This is a genomic window from Streptococcus sp. 959 (assembly GCF_013277075.1).
GTDB classification, from domain to species: Bacteria; Bacillota; Bacilli; order Lactobacillales; family Streptococcaceae; genus Streptococcus; species Streptococcus pseudopneumoniae_C.
In genome coordinates, this window is sequence record NZ_VMMF01000002.1 from 71,751 (window position 1) to 88,836 (window position 17,086).

17 protein-coding genes are annotated in these 17,086 nt (G+C 41.8%); 13 read left to right on the top strand and 4 right to left on the bottom strand.

The features are described from left to right. The first annotated feature begins 34 nt into the window (after nucleotides 1–34). Genes HT717_RS00675 through HT717_RS00685 form a run of 3 tightly spaced genes read left to right on the top strand, consistent with a single transcriptional unit; the run spans nucleotide 35 to nucleotide 2,657 of the window. Nucleotides 35–1,093 carry an AAA family ATPase gene (locus tag HT717_RS00675; protein WP_049539437.1) on the top strand — a complete coding sequence of 353 codons (1,059 nt, stop codon included), beginning with the start codon at nucleotides 35–37 and terminating at the stop codon, nucleotides 1,091–1,093. Nucleotides 1,094–1,102: 9 nt separating this feature from the next. Continuing rightward, nucleotides 1,103–1,882 carry a nicotinamide riboside transporter PnuC gene (gene pnuC, locus HT717_RS00680; RefSeq protein ID WP_049539436.1) on the top strand — a complete coding sequence of 260 codons (780 nt, stop codon included), beginning with the start codon at nucleotides 1,103–1,105 and terminating at the stop codon, nucleotides 1,880–1,882. Nucleotide 1,883: 1 nt separating this feature from the next. After that, nucleotides 1,884–2,657, top strand: coding sequence for an NUDIX hydrolase (locus HT717_RS00685; RefSeq protein WP_049539435.1), 774 nt, complete (start codon nucleotides 1,884–1,886; stop codon nucleotides 2,655–2,657). 73 nt (nucleotides 2,658–2,730) lie between these two features. Here HT717_RS00685 and HT717_RS00690 read toward each other — a convergent pair whose 3' ends face one another. Then, entirely contained in the window at nucleotides 2,731–2,961 is a 231-nt protein-coding gene (locus tag HT717_RS00690; protein ID WP_173304101.1) for a hypothetical protein, read from the bottom strand. Nucleotides 2,962–3,238: 277 nt separating this feature from the next. Between HT717_RS00690 and HT717_RS00695 the strand changes: the two genes are divergently transcribed. Next, nucleotides 3,239–3,931, top strand: a complete 693-nt coding sequence (locus HT717_RS00695; RefSeq protein ID WP_173304103.1) for a hypothetical protein — start codon at nucleotides 3,239–3,241, stop codon at nucleotides 3,929–3,931. 69 nt (nucleotides 3,932–4,000) lie between these two features. Here the strand turns inward: HT717_RS00695 and HT717_RS00700 are convergent, their stop codons facing one another. Genes HT717_RS00700 through hslO form a run of 3 tightly spaced genes read right to left on the bottom strand, consistent with a single transcriptional unit; the run spans nucleotide 4,001 to nucleotide 6,393 of the window. Continuing rightward, a complete protein-coding gene (locus tag HT717_RS00700; protein WP_173304105.1) occupies nucleotides 4,001–4,552 on the bottom strand; it encodes a cysteine hydrolase family protein in 552 nt (183 codons plus the stop codon). 1 nt (nucleotide 4,553) lies between these two features. Further along, entirely contained in the window at nucleotides 4,554–5,534 is a 981-nt protein-coding gene (gene dusB / locus HT717_RS00705; protein ID WP_173304107.1) for a tRNA dihydrouridine synthase DusB, read from the bottom strand. Beyond that, nucleotides 5,521–6,393 carry an Hsp33 family molecular chaperone HslO gene (hslO, locus tag HT717_RS00710; protein WP_173304109.1) on the bottom strand — a complete coding sequence of 291 codons (873 nt, stop codon included), beginning with the start codon at nucleotides 6,391–6,393 and terminating at the stop codon, nucleotides 5,521–5,523. The genes dusB and hslO overlap by 14 nt, the downstream gene beginning before the upstream one ends. A 164-nt stretch (nucleotides 6,394–6,557) precedes the next feature. Between hslO and HT717_RS00715 the strand changes: the two genes are divergently transcribed. The 9 genes from HT717_RS00715 to dltD all read left to right on the top strand — a co-directional run bounded on the left by HT717_RS00715 (nucleotide 6,558) and on the right by dltD (nucleotide 16,978). Beyond that, nucleotides 6,558–7,985: a helix-turn-helix domain-containing protein gene (locus HT717_RS00715; protein ID WP_173304111.1), complete on the top strand. Its 1,428-nt coding sequence runs from the start codon at nucleotides 6,558–6,560 to the stop codon at nucleotides 7,983–7,985. A gap of 159 nt (nucleotides 7,986–8,144) precedes the next feature. Further along, nucleotides 8,145–9,653 carry a glycerol kinase GlpK gene (gene glpK / locus HT717_RS00720; protein ID WP_070482504.1) on the top strand — a complete coding sequence of 503 codons (1,509 nt, stop codon included), beginning with the start codon at nucleotides 8,145–8,147 and terminating at the stop codon, nucleotides 9,651–9,653. A gap of 41 nt (nucleotides 9,654–9,694) precedes the next feature. Then, nucleotides 9,695–11,521: a type 1 glycerol-3-phosphate oxidase gene (glpO, locus tag HT717_RS00725; RefSeq protein WP_173304113.1), complete on the top strand. Its 1,827-nt coding sequence runs from the start codon at nucleotides 9,695–9,697 to the stop codon at nucleotides 11,519–11,521. Nucleotides 11,522–11,591: 70 nt separating this feature from the next. Further along, nucleotides 11,592–12,296, top strand: coding sequence for an MIP/aquaporin family protein (locus HT717_RS00730; protein ID WP_000980823.1), 705 nt, complete (start codon nucleotides 11,592–11,594; stop codon nucleotides 12,294–12,296). Nucleotides 12,297–12,520: 224 nt separating this feature from the next. Beyond that, the gene (locus HT717_RS00735; protein WP_000813666.1) at nucleotides 12,521–12,652 is read left to right on the top strand and encodes a teichoic acid D-Ala incorporation-associated protein DltX; all 132 of its coding nucleotides are present in this window, start codon (nucleotides 12,521–12,523) and stop codon (nucleotides 12,650–12,652) included. Between the two features lie 20 nt (nucleotides 12,653–12,672). Next, nucleotides 12,673–14,223 carry a D-alanine--poly(phosphoribitol) ligase subunit DltA gene (gene dltA / locus HT717_RS00740; RefSeq protein WP_173304116.1) on the top strand — a complete coding sequence of 517 codons (1,551 nt, stop codon included), beginning with the start codon at nucleotides 12,673–12,675 and terminating at the stop codon, nucleotides 14,221–14,223. Continuing rightward, entirely contained in the window at nucleotides 14,220–15,464 is a 1,245-nt protein-coding gene (dltB, locus tag HT717_RS00745; protein ID WP_173304118.1) for a D-alanyl-lipoteichoic acid biosynthesis protein DltB, read from the top strand. Before dltA ends, dltB begins: the two co-directional genes overlap by 4 nt. Before the next feature lie 13 nt (nucleotides 15,465–15,477). Continuing rightward, on the top strand, nucleotides 15,478–15,717 hold the full coding sequence (dltC, locus tag HT717_RS00750; protein ID WP_000351967.1) for a D-alanine--poly(phosphoribitol) ligase subunit DltC: 240 nt from the start codon (nucleotides 15,478–15,480) through the stop codon (nucleotides 15,715–15,717). Continuing rightward, entirely contained in the window at nucleotides 15,710–16,978 is a 1,269-nt protein-coding gene (dltD, locus tag HT717_RS00755) for a D-alanyl-lipoteichoic acid biosynthesis protein DltD (RefSeq protein WP_173304120.1), read from the top strand. The genes dltC and dltD overlap by 8 nt, the downstream gene beginning before the upstream one ends. Nucleotides 16,979–17,086 lie beyond the last annotated feature (108 nt).

The following is a 17,086-nucleotide window of genomic DNA, read 5'->3' on the forward strand; positions in this document are numbered from 1 at the left end:
AAAATATCTAAAATTATAAAAAGGTAATGCGTTTATGAAAAAGAAAACAGCAGTGGTATTTGGAACCTTTGCTCCGCTTCATCAAGGTCATATCGATCTGATCCAGCGAGCGAAGCGTCAATGTGATCAGGTCTGGGTGGTCGTTTCAGGCTATGAGGGAGACAGAGGGGAACAGGTAGGCTTAATGCTTCAAAAAAGATTTCGCTATATCCGAGAGGCTTTTCGTGATGACGAGTTGACCTCCGTTTGCAAGTTAGATGAGACCAATCTTCCTCGTTACCCTATGGGCTGGCAGGAGTGGTTGGACCAAATGTTAGCGGAGATTTCCTATGATGAAACCCAGCAAGAACTAATTTTCTTTGTGGGAGAAGCAGACTACCAGCAAGAATTATCAAATCGTGGCTTTGAGACTGTCTTGCAAGAAAGAAAGTTTGGTATCTCAGCAACTATGATTCGAGAAAATCCCAGCAAATATTGGAAATATATTGCTCAACCCTTCCGACGTCAGTTTACAAAGAAAGTGTTGATTATGGGAAGTGCTAGCAATGGGAAGACAACTTTGGCCAAGGATTTGGCAAGGTATTACGATGCACCAGTTAGTTTGGAATACGCACGTGAGTACCAGATCAAAAACAATGTCCGCGACGATGAATTGACTCCAAAGGATTACTATTATCTCCTGTTGGGGCAGTATGACCAGACCTCCAAGTTAATCGATAGTAATGCCAATCGAGGCCTAGTGATAGCCGATACCAACTCCTTGGTAACCAAGGGTTACTATGATTATTACATGGAGACTGAGGATCAAGGGGACTTATCAGGGGAAACCTTTGACAATCTCTTTGTTTCGATTTTGGCTAAGGAAAAATGGGACTTGATTCTCTTTGTGCAACCTGTTGGCTCCTATGTCAATGACGGATTTAGAGATATGACCATGGCAGAAGACCATATTCGTCAAAGTTTTTCCCAGCATTTGGACCAGATGAGAGAGCGATATTTAACCACCATTCCACTAGTTTATCTAGCTGAGGATTACCTAGGCAATTATGAAGCAGCAAAAGTGGCTATTGATGCTATTTACCAAGCAGATTAGGAGAAAAATATGAAAAAACTAACTGAAAAAATCACACAATTTATCGAAAACTTTAAAAATGTCCATGCAGAAGCCCGCAAAATGGGTTTTGCAGGAATTATGCACCTGCTCTGGAAAGATCTCTTTGTAGGCCGTAGTCTCTTCCAGTGGTTGTATCTCATCGCCTTGTCAAGTGTTCCCTTGATCTTGGAATTCACGCAAAATACAGAAAGTCATGACTGGATGAGCTTGTTTGCCTCTTGGACTGGGATTGTCTGTGTTATCTTGGTAGCAGAAGGGCGTGCAAGTAATTATCTTTTCGGGTCTATTAACTCTGCTATCTATTTGATTTTGGCCATGAATGCAACTTTTTATGGTGAAGTTTTGACGACTGTTTACTTCTTTGTCATGCAACCGATTGGTCTCTATGCTTGGTTGTCCAACCGTATTAATGACCAAGGAAACGCAGAAGAATCTCACTTTGAAGCCAAGAAATTATCTGTTCTTGACTGGCTCAAGTACTTGTCCTTGACTGCTATCATCTGGATTGGTATGGGCTTGGCCTACCAAAGTATCCATAGCGCTCGGCCTTTCCGTGATAGTGTTACCGATGCGACCAATGGTGTTGGTCAGCTTTTGATGACACGTCTCTACCGCGAGCAATGGATTTTCTGGATTGCAACCAATCTCTTTAGTATCTATCTCTGGTGGGGTGAAAATATCCACATCCAAGGGATGTACTGGGTTTACACACTCAATAGTCTAGTAGGATGGTACCAATGGACCAAGGCAGTTCGTAAGGAGGCGTAAAATGACGGACATAAAGATTCCAGCAGGGATGACGGAAAAAGAATATTTTGAAATGTATGCCAGTCAGGAGGAGTTTTTAGACTGGTACTACAAGCAGGAGCTCCCACAATATGAAAAGCCAAGTGTGACAGTGGATATGGTGGCCTACTGCTTTGTTGAAGGAAAGATCAAGCTCTTGCTGATTCGTCGCAAGGCTCACCCTTATCAAAACTGTTTGGCCTTGGTTGGAGGTTTTATGGATAAGGGAGAAGATGCTGCACATGCTTGTCAGCGCGAGGTGAGAGAAGAAGTCAATCTCGATCTTCCTTTGGAAAAAATCGAGCAATTGATGACCGTATCGACTCCCGGCCGTGACCCACGGGGCTGGACGGTGACCATTGCCCATTTGGTGTATCTGCCTAGTCGCGCCCTAGACCTCGTTCAGGCAGGAGACGATGCCAAGGATGTCGTTTTCGTAGATGTCGATTTTCAGACGGGCAAATGCTTCTTGGAGGGAGTCGAATTGGACGAGCAAGCCTTCGCCTTTGACCATTATGCTATTATCCAAGAATCCATCAAACGAATCCAAGGCCGTCTCGACTGGAACCCGACCTTCCTTTATCTGCTGGAGGAGGAGTTCACTGTATATGAAGGAACCGAACTGGTCAATCTTATCAACCCAGGTCGTCCAATCGTCAGCAATAACTTTCTCGTAAAATACGGCGAATATGTAGAAGAAGTCGGACTCAAACGAGTGCCCAAAAAGAAACCAAGAAAAACCTATCGATTGAAATAAAAAACGGGGTCGGGACAAAGTTCCCGACCTCTTTGTTTACCTTTATTAGTTTGCTTTGCTGTTGCGACTGTTTTTAGGGATGGCTATCTTTCTTAGGATTACTCAATATGTGAGTAAAAAAGTCTTTGTATCGATACTTGAGATATTTTTCGTGTAGGAATAGCAAAGCTATATAAACAATCATAAAGACTGTAGTCAGATAGAAGACATCAAATGTAGTTCGCGCATAGTAAGTGGCTGATTGATAGGAACCAATTGCTACCAAAATCAACCAAGGAAGATACTTGAAATACTTATTTAGCATAAGAATACACCTCCTATATCTATTTCAATGTTATTATATTCCTTTGTACTTAAAGATGCAAGCGATTACACAAAAACAAATTCAAATTTTTAATAGGAAAATTTCATATTTTTCTGTTTTATTACGAATAGAAGAGTAGGAGGAGTAAAGGTGTCTAAATTATGTGAGATTTTTAAAATAGTTTAGATAAATTGTTGACATATTTAAATCGGAATGTTACAATTATATTACAAAAAGATTTCTTTATATTTCTAAAATATTACAAAGGAGTAGAAAAATGAAAAAGAAAACCTATATCAAATTGATGGCAGCAACTGTATTGGCTTCTACCCTATTATTAGGAGCTTGTGGAAATAAAAAGGAAACAACTCAAGTAAGCAGTTCTGCTAAGACAAGCCAATCATCAAGTTCTAAAGCAGCTTCTGCTAGCAAAGAAAGCAAGACTCAGAAGTCCTCAAGCTCAGCTTCATCTGAAAAGGCCAAGGCGTCTACTGATCAATCTTCAGCAACTGCAACGCCATCACAAGCGACACCAGAACAAAGACAAGGTCAAGAAGTGGCTAATCAACAGGTAGCTAGTCAACAAACTCCTGCTCAGGCTCCTTCAACTCAACAAGCTCCTCAAGCCCAGTCTAACCAATCAAGCTATGATCCTACAACTGACCGCAAACTTCAAGACAAACAAGCAGAGCAAAATAAACGCTACAAGGGTGTTTTAACCATGGTAGATGGTGATTTCTCAGCTGCAGCGGGCAATTGGAAGGGAGCCAATGGTGAAACCATTACAGTTTCATCAGGAGGTCAATTCACAGTAGAATCTTCTGATGGAAAGAAAGAAAATTACTCTATCAAAGGCTATTCTTATACTCTTGATGATGGTAAGTATAATGCCAAAATTGGTGGAGGAAAAATCATTCAAATTACAACAGGAGCGGATGGTAAGGTTTCCAGTGTTGCTTTGAGTCAATAATAGCTCTCATTATTTGAATTTTTACAGTCAAAGAAAATCCGTCAGCTCAATAAGAGTTGACGGATTATTTTATACTTGCACTTGGGTTAAAAATTCTTCTGTAGTAAGAATTTGAGCGAATTCATCTTGTAGAGAAAGGAGATGAATCTCATGGATAGTCTCAGGAGAGATGGTCTGACCGTTTTTGTTAGATAGGGTAAAACTGGCAGTAGCATCTGCTAGTAGAGTGACTTCAAAACCAAGATTTGCTGCCATTCGTGTCGTAGTAGATACACAATGAGGCAGGGTCAAACCAACAAGGACTAAATGACAAATCTGATTTTTTCGTAAATAGGTTTCAAGATTTGTTCCAATAAAGGCGCTATTAACCGTTTTTTGAAAGACAGGTTCTGAAGCAACTGGTTCAAATCCACTTTTAAACTCCTGATTTTGTTTGTTATGAAATTGCGACTGGGGATTATCAGATATGTGTTGAACGTGTAAGACTGGAAGACCGTGTTTACGAAAGTGTGCCAGTACCCTCAATGATTGATGTTCAGCTTGAGGGTTATTTCGTTCTCCCCAAATAGGTCTATCAAATGCTTTTTGCATATCGATAACCAGTAGAGCAGTATGAACCATTTTAAGCTTTATCCAATTGTAAGAGAGCTTCAATCTCTGCTAGGGTGCTAGCTTGTGAAATAGCTCCACGGAGCTTGGCTGCGCCAGATGTTCCACGGAGGTAGTGAGGAGCGAGTCCTCGGAATTCACGAACTGCGACGTTTTCCCCTTTGAGGTTAATCAAGCGTTTCAAGTGTTCGTAGGCGATTTTCATCTTATCTTCAAAGGTCAAATCAGGTAGGATTTCTCCTGTTTCAAAGTAATGGTTGATTTGGTTGAAGAGGTAAGGATTTCCCATAGCAGCTCGCCCAACCATAACTGCGTCAGCACCGACTTCTTCGATACGCTGTTTGGCTTCTTGAACCGTACGGATGTCACCGTTGGCGATGAAGGGAATCTTGGTCAAAGCTTGAGCGACCTTGTGAAGGGTCTCAAGGTCTGCGTGACCTGTATACATTTGCTCACGGGTACGACCATGCATGGCGAGGGCAGAAACACCTGCAGCTTCAGCAGCGAGGGCATTTTCAACTGCCAGAGATGGGTCGGCCCAGCCGGTACGCATTTTGACAGTAAGTGGGATATCAAGGACAGACTGGACCTTGTTGATGATAGAGTAAATCTTATCTGGATCCTTGAGCCACATAGCGCCAGCTTCGTTCTTCACGATTTTGTTAACTGGGCAACCCATGTTGATATCGACGATATCGGTTTTGGTGTTTTCTTGGATGAATTCTGCTGCGCGTGCTAGGCTATCTTCATCACTACCAAAGAGTTGGATAGAGACAGGGTTTTCGCCTTCATCGATATGAAGCATGTGCAGTGTTTTTTCGTTGTTGTATTGGATTCCCTTGTCAGAGACCATTTCCATGACAACGAGTCCAGCACCGAGCTCTTTTGCGATGGTACGAAAGGCTGAGTTGGTCACGCCGGCCATGGGTGCTAAAACGGTACGATTGGGAATCTCAACATTGCCAATCATAAAAGGTGTATTAAGATTTGTCACGAATGAGTTCCTCCAGGTCGTTTTCATCAAAGTTATAAGTTGTTTGGCAGAATTGACAAGTGATTTCTGCCCCGTGGTCTTCCTCTTTCATTTCCTGCAAGTCTGAGCTTGGAAGGCTGGCAAGAGCGTTCATAAAGCGTTCATGACTACAGTCACATTGGAAACGGATTTCTTCTTCAGATAGACGCTTGTAGGCCTCGTCCCCGTAGATAGCATTGAGGAGGGCTTCGATATGGTCTTCACTTTCGAGAAGCGTTGAGATAGCTGGCATTTCTTGGATGCGTTTTTCAAAGCGGGCAATCTCTTCTTCCTTGGCTCCTGGCAAGACTTGAACTAGGAAACCACCTGCAACCTTGACCTTGTCTTCTTCGTCTAAAAGGACATTGAGGCCGACAGCAGAAGGGGTCTGTTGGCTTTCGGTCAGGTAAAAGGCCAGGTCTTCACCGATTTCTCCAGAGATAAGGGGAGTCATAGAGTTGTAAGGATTTCCAATGCCGTAGTCTGTGATAACGAGGAATTGACCGTTTCCAATAAAAGGTCCGACTAGAACTTCACCAGTTGCAGTCTTTTTGATATCGACACCGGGATTTTGAACATAGCCTTTGACATTCCCCTTGGTATCAGCGACGGTGATGATGGCACCTAGGGAGCTAGATCCCAGCACCTTAACTGTAAGTTTGGTATTTCCTTTTTCATTGGCTGCGAGAATCTGGCTAGCAATAAGAGTTCGACCAAGCGCGACTGTTGAGCTAGCTTGGGTTTGGTGTTTTTCTTGAGCAGTGCGGACGGTTTCTGTACTATCAAGGACAAAAGCACGAAAGGCTCCGCTTTCTGATATAGTTTTAATAATTTTATCCATAGCTACTATTTTAGCATAAAAATGCCCAAAGGGGGAGCCGTGTGTTTGCTGATTTTCAGGATAATGGACTAGGAAATCTACATGAAAATAAAAAGAGAAACAGATTATTTCAGCATTTGTAAGATTTATGCTATGCTTAAGGTAGAAAATGAAAGGGGTAACAAATGTATTTAGGAGACTTGATGGAAAAGGCTGAATCTGGCCAATTTTCAATCCTTTCCTTTCTATTACAAGAGTCTCAGACGACCGTCAAGGCTGTAATGGAGGAAACAGGATTTTCAAAAGTAACCCTAACCAAATATGTCACCCTGCTCAATGACAAGGCTTCGGACAGTGGCTTAGAGCTGACAATCCAGTTAGAAGATGAAAATCTGCGTCTATCGATCGGTGCAGCTACCAAGGGGAGAGATATTCGGAGACTGTTTTTGGAGAATGCTGTTAAATATCAGATTCTTGTTTATCTCCTCTACCACCAACAGTTTCTAGCCCATCAGCTGGCTCAAGAATTGATGATTAGTGAGGCAACGCTTGGTCGCCACTTGGCTAATTTAAATCAGATTTTGTCAGAATTTGATTTGTCTATTCAAAATGGACGTTGGCGAGGTCCAGAGCATCAGATTCGTTATTTTTATTTCTGTCTTTTTCGCAAGGTTTGGTCCAGTCAGGAGTGGGAAGACCATATGCAGAAACCAGAGAGAAAGCAGGAAATTGCTACACTAGAAGAAATCTGCAGTGCAAGCTTGTCTTCGGGGCAGAAGTTAGACTTGGTTCTCTGGGCTCACATCAGTCAACAACGTCTCCGAGTCAATGCCTGTCAGTTTCAAGTCATAGAAGAGAAAATGCGAGGGTATTTTGACAATATTTTCTACCTTCGTTTGCTCAGAAAGACCTCGTCTTTTTTTGCTGGGCAACATATCCCTATAGGAACTGAGGATGGTGAGATGATGATATTCTTCTCTTTCCTCCTATCTCATCGCATTCTTCCTCTTCATACTATGGAGTATATTCTTGGTTTTGGAGGGCAATTAGTAGGTTTACTGACGCAATTGATTCAAGAGATGAAGAAGGAAGAGTTACTGGGCGGTTATACAGAGGACCATGTCACCTATGAACTTAGTCAGCTTTGTGCTCAAGTCTATCTATACAAGGGCTATATTTTACAGGATCGCTACAAGTACCAGTTAGAGAATCGTCATCCTTATTTGTTGATGGAACATGATTTTAGGGGAACGGCAGAGGAGATTTTTCATACCTTGCCCACTTTTCAGCAGGGGACGGATTTGGATAGGAAGATTCTCTGGGAATGGCTCCAGTTAATCGAATATATGGCTGAAAATGGTGGCCAGCATATGCGGATTGGCCTGGATTTGACATCTGGTTTTCTTGTCTTTTCAAGGATGGCAGCTATTTTAAAACGGTATTTGGAATACAATCGTTTTATTACCATTGAAGTCTATGACCGAACTCGACATTATGATTTGCTGGTTACAAATAACCCTATTTATAAGAAGGAGCAGACACCAGTCTATTATTTAAAAAACGACTTGGATATGGAGGATTTGGCAGGGATTCGTCAGTTATTATTCACTTAAAAGACTTGGTGCTTCCAGGTCTTTTTTGTGAAATTTACACAATCTCCTCACATTTTTTTAAAAATTAAAAAAAGTTGATAAACAAGAAAGCGCTTTATTTTGTATACTAGTTAGTGTAAAGAGGAGACATCCTCAAGATCTTTATGAGGAGGACATCACATGTCACAAGAAAAATACATCATGGCTATTGACCAGGGAACAACAAGTTCTCGTGCCATTATCTTTAATAAAAAAGGAGAAAAAGTTAGCTCTAGTCAAAAAGAGTTCACTCAAATTTTCCCTCAGGCAGGTTGGGTAGAACACAATGCCAATGAAATTTGGAACTCTGTTCAGTCAGTTATTGCGGGTGCTTTCATCGAAAGTGGTGTCAAGCCAAGTCAAATAGAAGCAATCGGGATTACTAACCAACGTGAAACAACTGTCGTCTGGGATAAGAAAACAGGACTTCCTATCTACAATGCAATCGTTTGGCAGTCTCGTCAGACAGCGCCTTTGGCTGAGCAACTAAAAAGCCAAGGTTATGTGGAAAAATTCCATGAAAAGACTGGCTTGATCATCGATGCTTATTTCTCAGCTACTAAGGTTCGCTGGATTTTGGACCATGTAGAAGGCGCTCAAGAGCGAGCTGAAAAAGGAGAATTGCTCTTTGGTACGATTGATACTTGGTTGGTTTGGAAATTGACTGACGGTGCGGCTCACGTGACGGATTACTCAAATGCAGCCCGTACTATGCTTTATAACATTAAAGAACTCAAATGGGATGATGAGATTTTGGAAATCCTCAACATTCCTAAGGCTATGCTTCCGGAAGTTCGTTCTAACTCTGAAATCTACGGCAAGACAGCTCCATTCCATTTCTACGGTGGAGAAGTGCCAATCTCAGGTATGGCTGGTGACCAACAGGCAGCTCTCTTTGGACAGTTAGCCTTTGAACCTGGTATGGTTAAGAATACTTATGGAACAGGTTCTTTCATCATCATGAACACTGGGGAAGAGATGCAGTTGTCTGAAAACAACCTCTTGACAACCATTGGTTACGGAATCAACGGCAAGGTTTACTATGCCTTGGAAGGTTCAATCTTCATCGCAGGAAGTGCTATTCAGTGGCTTCGTGACGGTCTTCGCATGGTTGAAAATTCACCAGAATCTGAAAAATACGCTCGTGATTCTCACAACAATGATGAAGTTTATGTCGTTCCAGCCTTTACAGGTCTAGGTGCTCCATACTGGAACCAAAACGCTCGCGGTTCTGTCTTTGGCTTAACTCGTGGAACAACTAAAGAAGACTTTATCAAGGCGACTTTGCAATCTATCGCTTATCAGGTGCGTGATATCATCGACACCATGCAAGTGGATGCGCAGACAGCTATCCAAGTCTTGAAAGTAGACGGTGGTGCAGCTATGAACAATTTCCTCATGCAGTTCCAAGCTGACATTTTGGGAATCGATATCGCACGCGCCAAAAACTTGGAAACAACAGCTCTAGGGGCAGCCTTCCTAGCAGGTTTGTCAGTTGGTTACTGGAAAGACTTGGATGAGTTGAAGCTCTTGAATGAGACTGGGGAACTTTTTGAGCCATCTATGAACGAATCTCGCAAGGAACAACTCTACAAGGGCTGGAAGAAAGCTGTGAAAGCGACTCAAGTCTTTGCGGAAGTAGATGACTAATATTGGAAGAATAAAGCGACTCAGTTAGAAAGTGTGTAAATATGGAATTTTCAAAGAAAACACGTGAATTATCAATTAAAAAAATGCAGGAACGTACCCTGGACCTCTTGATTATTGGTGGAGGAATCACAGGGGCTGGTGTAGCTTTGCAGGCGGCAGCTAGCGGTCTTGAGACTGGATTGATTGAAATGCAAGACTTCGCAGAAGGAACATCTAGCCGTTCAACAAAATTGGTCCACGGAGGTCTTCGTTACCTCAAACAATTTGACGTAGAAGTTGTATCAGATACGGTTTCAGAACGTGCAGTGGTTCAACAAATTGCACCACATATTCCAAAACCAGATCCAATGCTCTTGCCAGTTTACGATGAAGATGGAGCAACCTTTAGCCTCTTCCGTCTCAAAGTAGCTATGGACTTGTACGACCTTTTGGCAGGTGTTAGCAACACACCAGCTGCTAACAAGGTTTTGAGCAAGGAAGAAGTCTTGGAACGCCAGCCAAACTTGAAGAAGGAAGGCTTGGTAGGAGGTGGGGTTTACCTTGACTTCCGTAATAACGATGCGCGTCTCGTGATTGAAAACATCAAACGTGCCAACCAAGACGGTGCACTCATTGCTAACCACGTGAAGGCAGAAGGCTTCCTCTTTGATGAACGTGGCAAGATTACAGGTGTGGTAGCTCGTGATCTCTTGACAGACCAAGTCTTTGAAATCAAGGCTCGTCTGGTTATCAATACAACAGGTCCTTGGAGTGATAAGGTACGCAATTTGTCTAATAAGGGAACACAATTCTCACAAATGCGTCCAACTAAGGGAGTTCACCTAGTTGTGGATTCAAGCAAGATCAAGGTTTCACAGCCTGTTTACTTTGACACAGGTTTGGGAGATGGTCGTATGGTCTTTGTTCTCCCACGTGAAAACAAGACTTACTTTGGTACAACTGATACAGACTACACAGGTGATTTGGAACATCCAAAAGTAACTCAAGAAGATGTAGATTACCTACTTGGCATTGTCAACAACCGCTTCCCAGAAGCCAACATCACCATTGATGATATCGAAAGCAGCTGGGCAGGTCTTCGTCCATTGATCGCAGGCAATAGCGCTTCTGACTACAATGGCGGAAATAACGGAACTATCAGTGATGAAAGCTTTAACAACTTGATTGCGACTGTTGAATCTTATCTCTCTAAAGAAAAAACACGTGAAGATGTTGAGTCTGCTGTCAGCAAGCTTGAAAGTAGCACATCTGAGAAGCATTTGGACCCATCTGCAGTTTCTCGTGGTTCGAGCTTGGACCGTGATGACAATGGCCTTTTGACACTTGCTGGTGGTAAAATCACAGACTACCGTAAAATGGCAGAAGGAGCTATGGAGCGCGTGGTTGACATCCTCAAAGCAGAATTTGACCGCAGCTTTAAACTGATCAACTCTAAGACTTACCCTGTTTCAGGTGGAGAATTGAACCCAGCAAATGTAGACTCAGAAATCGAAGCCTTTGCGCAACTTGGAGTGTCACGTGGTTTGGATAGCAAGGAAGCTCATTACCTAGCAAATCTTTACGGTTCAAATGCGCCGAAAGTCTTTGCTCTTGCTCACAGCTTGGAACAAGCGCCAGGTCTCAGTTTGGCAGACACTTTGTCACTTCACTATGCAATGCGCAATGAGTTGGCTCTTAGCCCAGTTGACTTCCTTCTTCGTCGTACCAACCATATGCTCTTTATGCGTGATAGTTTGGACAGCATCGTTGAGCCAGTTTTGGATGAAATGGGACGATTCTATGACTGGTCAGAAGAAGAAAAAGCAGCTTACCGTGCTGATGTCGAATCAGCTCTTGCTAACAACGATTTAGCAGAATTAAAAAATTAAGAAAAAATAAAAGAGGTGGGGGACAGGACTCCTAGTCTATCCTCTCCTTCTTTTTAATGGAGACAGAAAGATGATGAATGAATTATTTGGAGAATTTCTAGGGACTTTAATCCTGATTCTTCTAGGAAATGGTGTTGTTGCAGGTGTGGTTCTTCCAAAAACCAAGAGCAATAGCTCAGGTTGGATTGTGATTACTATGGGGTGGGGAATTGCAGTTGCGGTTGCAGTCTTTGTATCTGGCAAACTCAGTCCAGCTCATTTAAACCCAGCTGTGACCATTGGTGTAGCTTTAAAAGGTGGTTTGCCTTGGGCTTCCGTTTTCCCTTATATCCTAGCTCAGTTTGCAGGGGCTATGCTGGGTCAGATTTTGGTTTGGTTGCAATTCAAACCGCATTATGAGGCAGAAGAAAATGCAGGAAATATTTTGGCTACTTTCAGCACTGGTCCAGCTATTAAGGATACTGTATCAAACTTGATTAGCGAAATCCTTGGAACTTTTGTATTGGTCTTGACAATCTTTGCTTTGGGTCTTTACGATTTTCAGGCAGGTATCGGAACCTTTGCAGTGGGTACCTTAATTGTCGGTATTGGTCTATCACTAGGTGGGACAACAGGTTATGCCTTGAACCCTGCGCGTGATCTTGGACCTCGTATCATGCACAGTATCCTTCCAATTTCAAACAAGGGAGACGGAGACTGGTCTTATGCCTGGATTCCTGTTGTGGGACCTGTTATCGGTGCAGCCTTGGCTGTGCTTGTATTCTCGCTTTTCTAATCTAGAAAACAACTATGTTGATAGAGCTTGAGATGAAAATCTCAGGCTCTTTTTTAAAAATATGCACAGAAAAACCGCATAATTTTAAAATTAGCTTAAATATAATGAAAATCTACGGCAAACAATTGAAAAACCACCCTATAAAGTGGTACAATGGTAGAAAAATACTATAGTAAGAGTTCATCTTATTTAACAAAAATTACAGAAATGAATGGTTTTTCTTGATGAAACAGAGAAAAGAATTGTACCTCTTTCTTGGTCGGACAGCCTTGTATTTTCTTATCTTTCTAGGGCTGCTTTACTTCTTTAGCTATCTTGGTCAGGGTCAAGGAGGCTTTATCTATAATGAATTTTAACTTGAAGGAGAATTCCTATTGTGTCAAATAAACCAATAGTAGATATGATTGAAACCATTGAGCATTTTGCTCAGACACAACCTACTTATCCTGTTTATAATGTTTTGGGTCAAGAACATACTTATGGAGATTTGAAGGCTGATTCGGATAGTTTGGCTGCAGCCATTGACCAACTAGGCTTGCCTGAGAAGTTTCCTGTGGTCGTTTTTGGTGGCCAAGAATATGAAATGTTGGCAACCTTTGTAGCGCTGACTAAGTCAGGTCATGCCTACATTCCAATTGATAGCCATTCGGCCTTGGAGCGAGTTTCAGCTATTTTAGAAGTGGCAGAGCCAAGTTTGATTATTTCCATTTCAGACTTTCCCTTGGAGCAGGTTTCGACACCTATGATGAATCTGGCTCAGGTTCAAGAAGCCTTTGCCCAAGGGAATAACTATGAAATCACGCATCCAGTTAAGGGCGATGATAACTACTACATTATCTTTACTTCTGGTACGACTGGTAAGCCAAAGGGAGTGCAGATTTCACATGATAATCTCCTCAGCTTTACTAACTGGATGATTACGGATAAGGAATTTGCGACACCAAGTCGTCCGCAAATGCTGGCTCAGCCACCTTATTCATTTGATCTGTCCGTCATGTACTGGGCACCGACCTTAGCACTTGGTGGTACGCTTTTCGCTCTTCCTTCAGCCATCACTCAGGACTTTAAGCAACTCTTTACGACCATCTTTTCATTGCCAATCGCTATTTGGACATCAACGCCTTCTTTTGCGGATATGGCCATGTTGTCAGAAGACTTCAATAGTCAGAAAATGCCTGGAATCACGCATTTCTACTTTGATGGCGAAGAATTGACGGTTAAAACAGCTCAAAAACTGCGCGAGCGTTTCCCACATGCCCGTATTATCAATGCTTACGGCCCAACAGAAGCGACAGTGGCCCTGTCAGCAGTTGCCGTGACAGACGAGATGTTAGCGACTCTCAAACGCCTACCAATCGGCTATACCAAGGCTGATTCTCCAACCTTTATCATTGACGAGGAAGGCAATAAATTGCCAAATGGCGAACAGGGAGAAATCATTGTTTCTGGATCAGCCGTTTCAAAAGGTTATATGAACAATCCTGAAAAAACGGCAGAAGCCTTCTTTGAGTTTGAAGGTCTACCAGCCTACCATACAGGAGATGTGGGAACTATGACAGATGAAGGCTTACTTCTCTACGGCGGACGCATGGACTTCCAGATTAAGTTCAACGGTTACCGCATTGAGTTAGAAGATGTCTCTCAAAATCTCAATAAGTCTCGCTTTATCGAGTCTGCTGTAGCTGTGCCACGTTATAATAAAGACCACAAGGTGCAAAATCTATTGGCTTATGTCATCTTGAAAGACGGTGTTCGTGAGCAGTTTGAACGTGATATCGATATTACCAAGGCTATCAAGGAAGATTTGACAGACATCATGATGTCCTACATGATGCCGTCTAAATTCCTTTACCGAGACAGTTTGCCACTGACTCCAAATGGAAAGATTGACATCAAAGGATTGATTAACGAGGTGAACAAGAGATGATGGAGTTCTTTCAACAGCTTCCTCATTTAGAGCCATATGGCAATCCTCAGTATTTTGTCTATGTGATTGCTACCACCTTGCCTATCTTTATCGGTCTCTTTTTCAAGAAACGCTTTGCCTGGTATGAAGTGCTGGTTAGCCTCTTCTTTATCGTCACCATGTTGGTAGGTGGGAAGACCAATCAATTGGCTGCCTTGGGTATTTACCTTTGCTGGGAAATATTGCTTCTGCTTTTCTACAAGCATTATCGAAAAAGTAAGGATGGCAAGTGGGTCTTCTACTTAGTTAGTTTTCTGTCCTTACTTCCGATTATCTTTGTCAAGGTGCAACCAGCTATCAATGGAACGCAGTCTTTGCTTGGGTTCTTGGGAATTTCTTATCTGACCTTTCGTTCGGTTGGGATTATCATCGAGCTGAGAGATGGAGTGATTAAGGATTTTACTCTCTGGGAATTCCTTCGTTTCCTTCTCTTCATGCCGACTTTTTCAAGTGGTCCAATCGATCGTTTTAAACGTTTCAATGAAAATTATCAGACCATTCCTGAGCGGGATGAGTTGATGGATATGCTGGATGAATCTGTTCGCTATATCATGTGGGGCTTTTTGTATAAGTTTATCCTAGCTCATGTTTTAGTAGAAACTTTACTACCTCCTCTGAAGAATTTAGCCCTGCAGTCAGGTGGTTTCTTTAACCTCTATGCCTTGGCAGTTATGTATACCTTTGGTCTGGAGCTCTTCTTTGACTTTGCAGGTTACTCTATGTTTGCCTTGGCCATCTCAAACTTAATGGGAATCCGTAGCCCTATCAACTTTAACAAGCCCTTTTTATCAAGGGATTTAAAAGAGTTTTGGAATCGTTGGCATATGAGTCTGTCTTTCTGGTTCCGTGACTTTGTCTTTATGCGAATGGTCATGGTATTGACCAGAAAGAAGGTCTTTAAAAATCGTAATGTAACCTCAAGTGTGGCCTATATTGTAAATATGCTGATCATGGGATTTTGGCATGGAGTGACCTGGTACTATATCGCCTATGGACTCTTTCATGGACTGGGCTTGGTCATTAATGACGTTTGGATTCGCAAGAAAAAAGCGCTCAATAAAGAACGGAAAAAAGCAGGGAAGGCTGCTCTACCTGAGAATCGCTGGATTCAGTTGCTTGGCATGGTTGTCACCTTCCATGTTGTCATGCTGTCATTCTTAATCTTTTCTGGATTTTTGAATGATTTATGGTTTAAAAAATAAAAGGAAATAAAATATGGATATCAAATCAGAAGTTATCGAAATTATTGATGAGTTGTTTATGGAAGATGTTTCTGACATGATGGATGAAGATCTTTTTGACGCAGGTGTCTTGGATAGTATGGGAACGGTTGAGTTGATTGTGGAGATTGAGAACCGTTTTGACATTCGTGTCCCTGTAACAGAGTTTGGTCGTGATGACTGGAATACAGCTAATAAAATCATAGCTGGTATTGTGGAGCTACAAAATGCTTAAACGCTTATGGATGATCTTCGGACCGGTCTTGATAGCTGGTTTGTTGGTTTTTCTGCTCATTTTCTTTTATCCTACTGAGATGCGTCATAATCTAGGAGCTGAAAAACGTTCAGCGGTGGCTACTACTATCGATAGTTTTAAGGAGCGAAGTCAAAAGGTCAGAGCCCTATCTGATCCAAGTATGCGTTTTGTTCCCTTCTTTGGCTCTAGTGAATGGCTTCGTTTTGACGGTGCTCATCCTGCAGTCTTGGCTGAGAAATACAATCGCTCCTACCGCCCCTATCTTTTAGGACAGAGGGGAGCTGCATCGCTTAACCAGTATTTTGGGATGCAACAGATATTGTCAGAAATAGAGAATAAACAAGCTGTATTTGTTATATCTCCCCAATGGTTTACAGAAAGTGATTATGAACCTGCAGTTTTTCAAGAGTATTTTAATAGTGATCAATTAACTTCTTTTTTAGAAAATCAATCAGGAGATATTAGTAGTCAGCATGCATCTAAGAGATTATTAAAACAGTTTTCAAATGTATCAATGAAAGATATAGTACAAAAAATTGCTAATAAGGAATCTCTTTCAGAGTTTGATCATATGCGTATAGAAATTGGCTCTCTAATCAATCAGAAACAGGCCAATTTTTTTGGACAGTTCTCAATCAGACAGTGGTTGAAATATAAAGAACATGTTGAAAAATATTTGAATACTATTCCAGACCAGTTTTCTTATCAAGCGATAGAAGATGTTGTCAAAGCAGATGCAGAAAAGAATACTTCTAATAATGAATTTGGTATGGATAATCGCTTCTATGATACACAAATCAGAGACTATTTGAAAAAGTTAAAAGGATCACAGACTAGTTATAATTACCTTAAATCATCTGAGTATAATGACCTGCAGTTGGTTTTAACCCAGTTTTCTAAATCTAAGGTCAACCCGATTTTTATCATTCCACCTGTTAATAAAAAATGGATGGACTACGCTGGTTTACGAGAGGACATGTACCAACAGACGGTGCAGAAGATTCGCTACCAGTTAGAAAGTCAAGGGTTTAACAATATAGCAGATTTTTCTAAGGACGGCGGGGAGCCTTTCTTTATGAAGGACACCATTCACCTTGGTTGGTTGGGTTGGTTGGCTTTTGACAAGGCAGTTGATCCTTTCCTATCCAATCCCACACCAGCTCCGACTTACCATCTGAATGAGCGCTTTTTCAGCAAAGATTGGGCGACTTATGATGGAGATGTCAAAGAATTTCAATAGATTATAATTATAGAAGAGTTCAAGAATGAAGCCTATTTTCACGTTTTTTCTTGACTCTTTTTTTGCTTGTGATATAATTAACCAGTAAATAATTCTTCAAAGAATAGT

Coding starts and splice junctions, on each gene's coding strand:
- HT717_RS00675 (WP_049539437.1), top strand. CDS start 35: ATGAAAAAGAAAACAGCAGTGGTATTTGGAACCTTTGCTCCGCTTCAT.
- pnuC (WP_049539436.1), top strand. CDS start 1,103: ATGAAAAAACTAACTGAAAAAATCACACAATTTATCGAAAACTTTAAA.
- HT717_RS00685 (WP_049539435.1), top strand. CDS start 1,884: ATGACGGACATAAAGATTCCAGCAGGGATGACGGAAAAAGAATATTTT.
- HT717_RS00690 (WP_173304101.1), bottom strand. CDS start 2,961: ATGCTAAATAAGTATTTCAAGTATCTTCCTTGGTTGATTTTGGTAGCA.
- HT717_RS00695 (WP_173304103.1), top strand. CDS start 3,239: ATGAAAAAGAAAACCTATATCAAATTGATGGCAGCAACTGTATTGGCT.
- HT717_RS00700 (WP_173304105.1), bottom strand. CDS start 4,552: ATGGTTCATACTGCTCTACTGGTTATCGATATGCAAAAAGCATTTGAT.
- hslO (WP_173304109.1), bottom strand. CDS start 6,393: ATGGATAAAATTATTAAAACTATATCAGAAAGCGGAGCCTTTCGTGCT.
- HT717_RS00715 (WP_173304111.1), top strand. CDS start 6,558: ATGTATTTAGGAGACTTGATGGAAAAGGCTGAATCTGGCCAATTTTCA.
- glpK (WP_070482504.1), top strand. CDS start 8,145: ATGTCACAAGAAAAATACATCATGGCTATTGACCAGGGAACAACAAGT.
- glpO (WP_173304113.1), top strand. CDS start 9,695: ATGGAATTTTCAAAGAAAACACGTGAATTATCAATTAAAAAAATGCAG.
- HT717_RS00730 (WP_000980823.1), top strand. CDS start 11,592: ATGATGAATGAATTATTTGGAGAATTTCTAGGGACTTTAATCCTGATT.
- HT717_RS00735 (WP_000813666.1), top strand. CDS start 12,521: ATGAAACAGAGAAAAGAATTGTACCTCTTTCTTGGTCGGACAGCCTTG.
- dltB (WP_173304118.1), top strand. CDS start 14,220: ATGATGGAGTTCTTTCAACAGCTTCCTCATTTAGAGCCATATGGCAAT.
- dltC (WP_000351967.1), top strand. CDS start 15,478: ATGGATATCAAATCAGAAGTTATCGAAATTATTGATGAGTTGTTTATG.
- dltD (WP_173304120.1), top strand. CDS start 15,710: ATGCTTAAACGCTTATGGATGATCTTCGGACCGGTCTTGATAGCTGGT.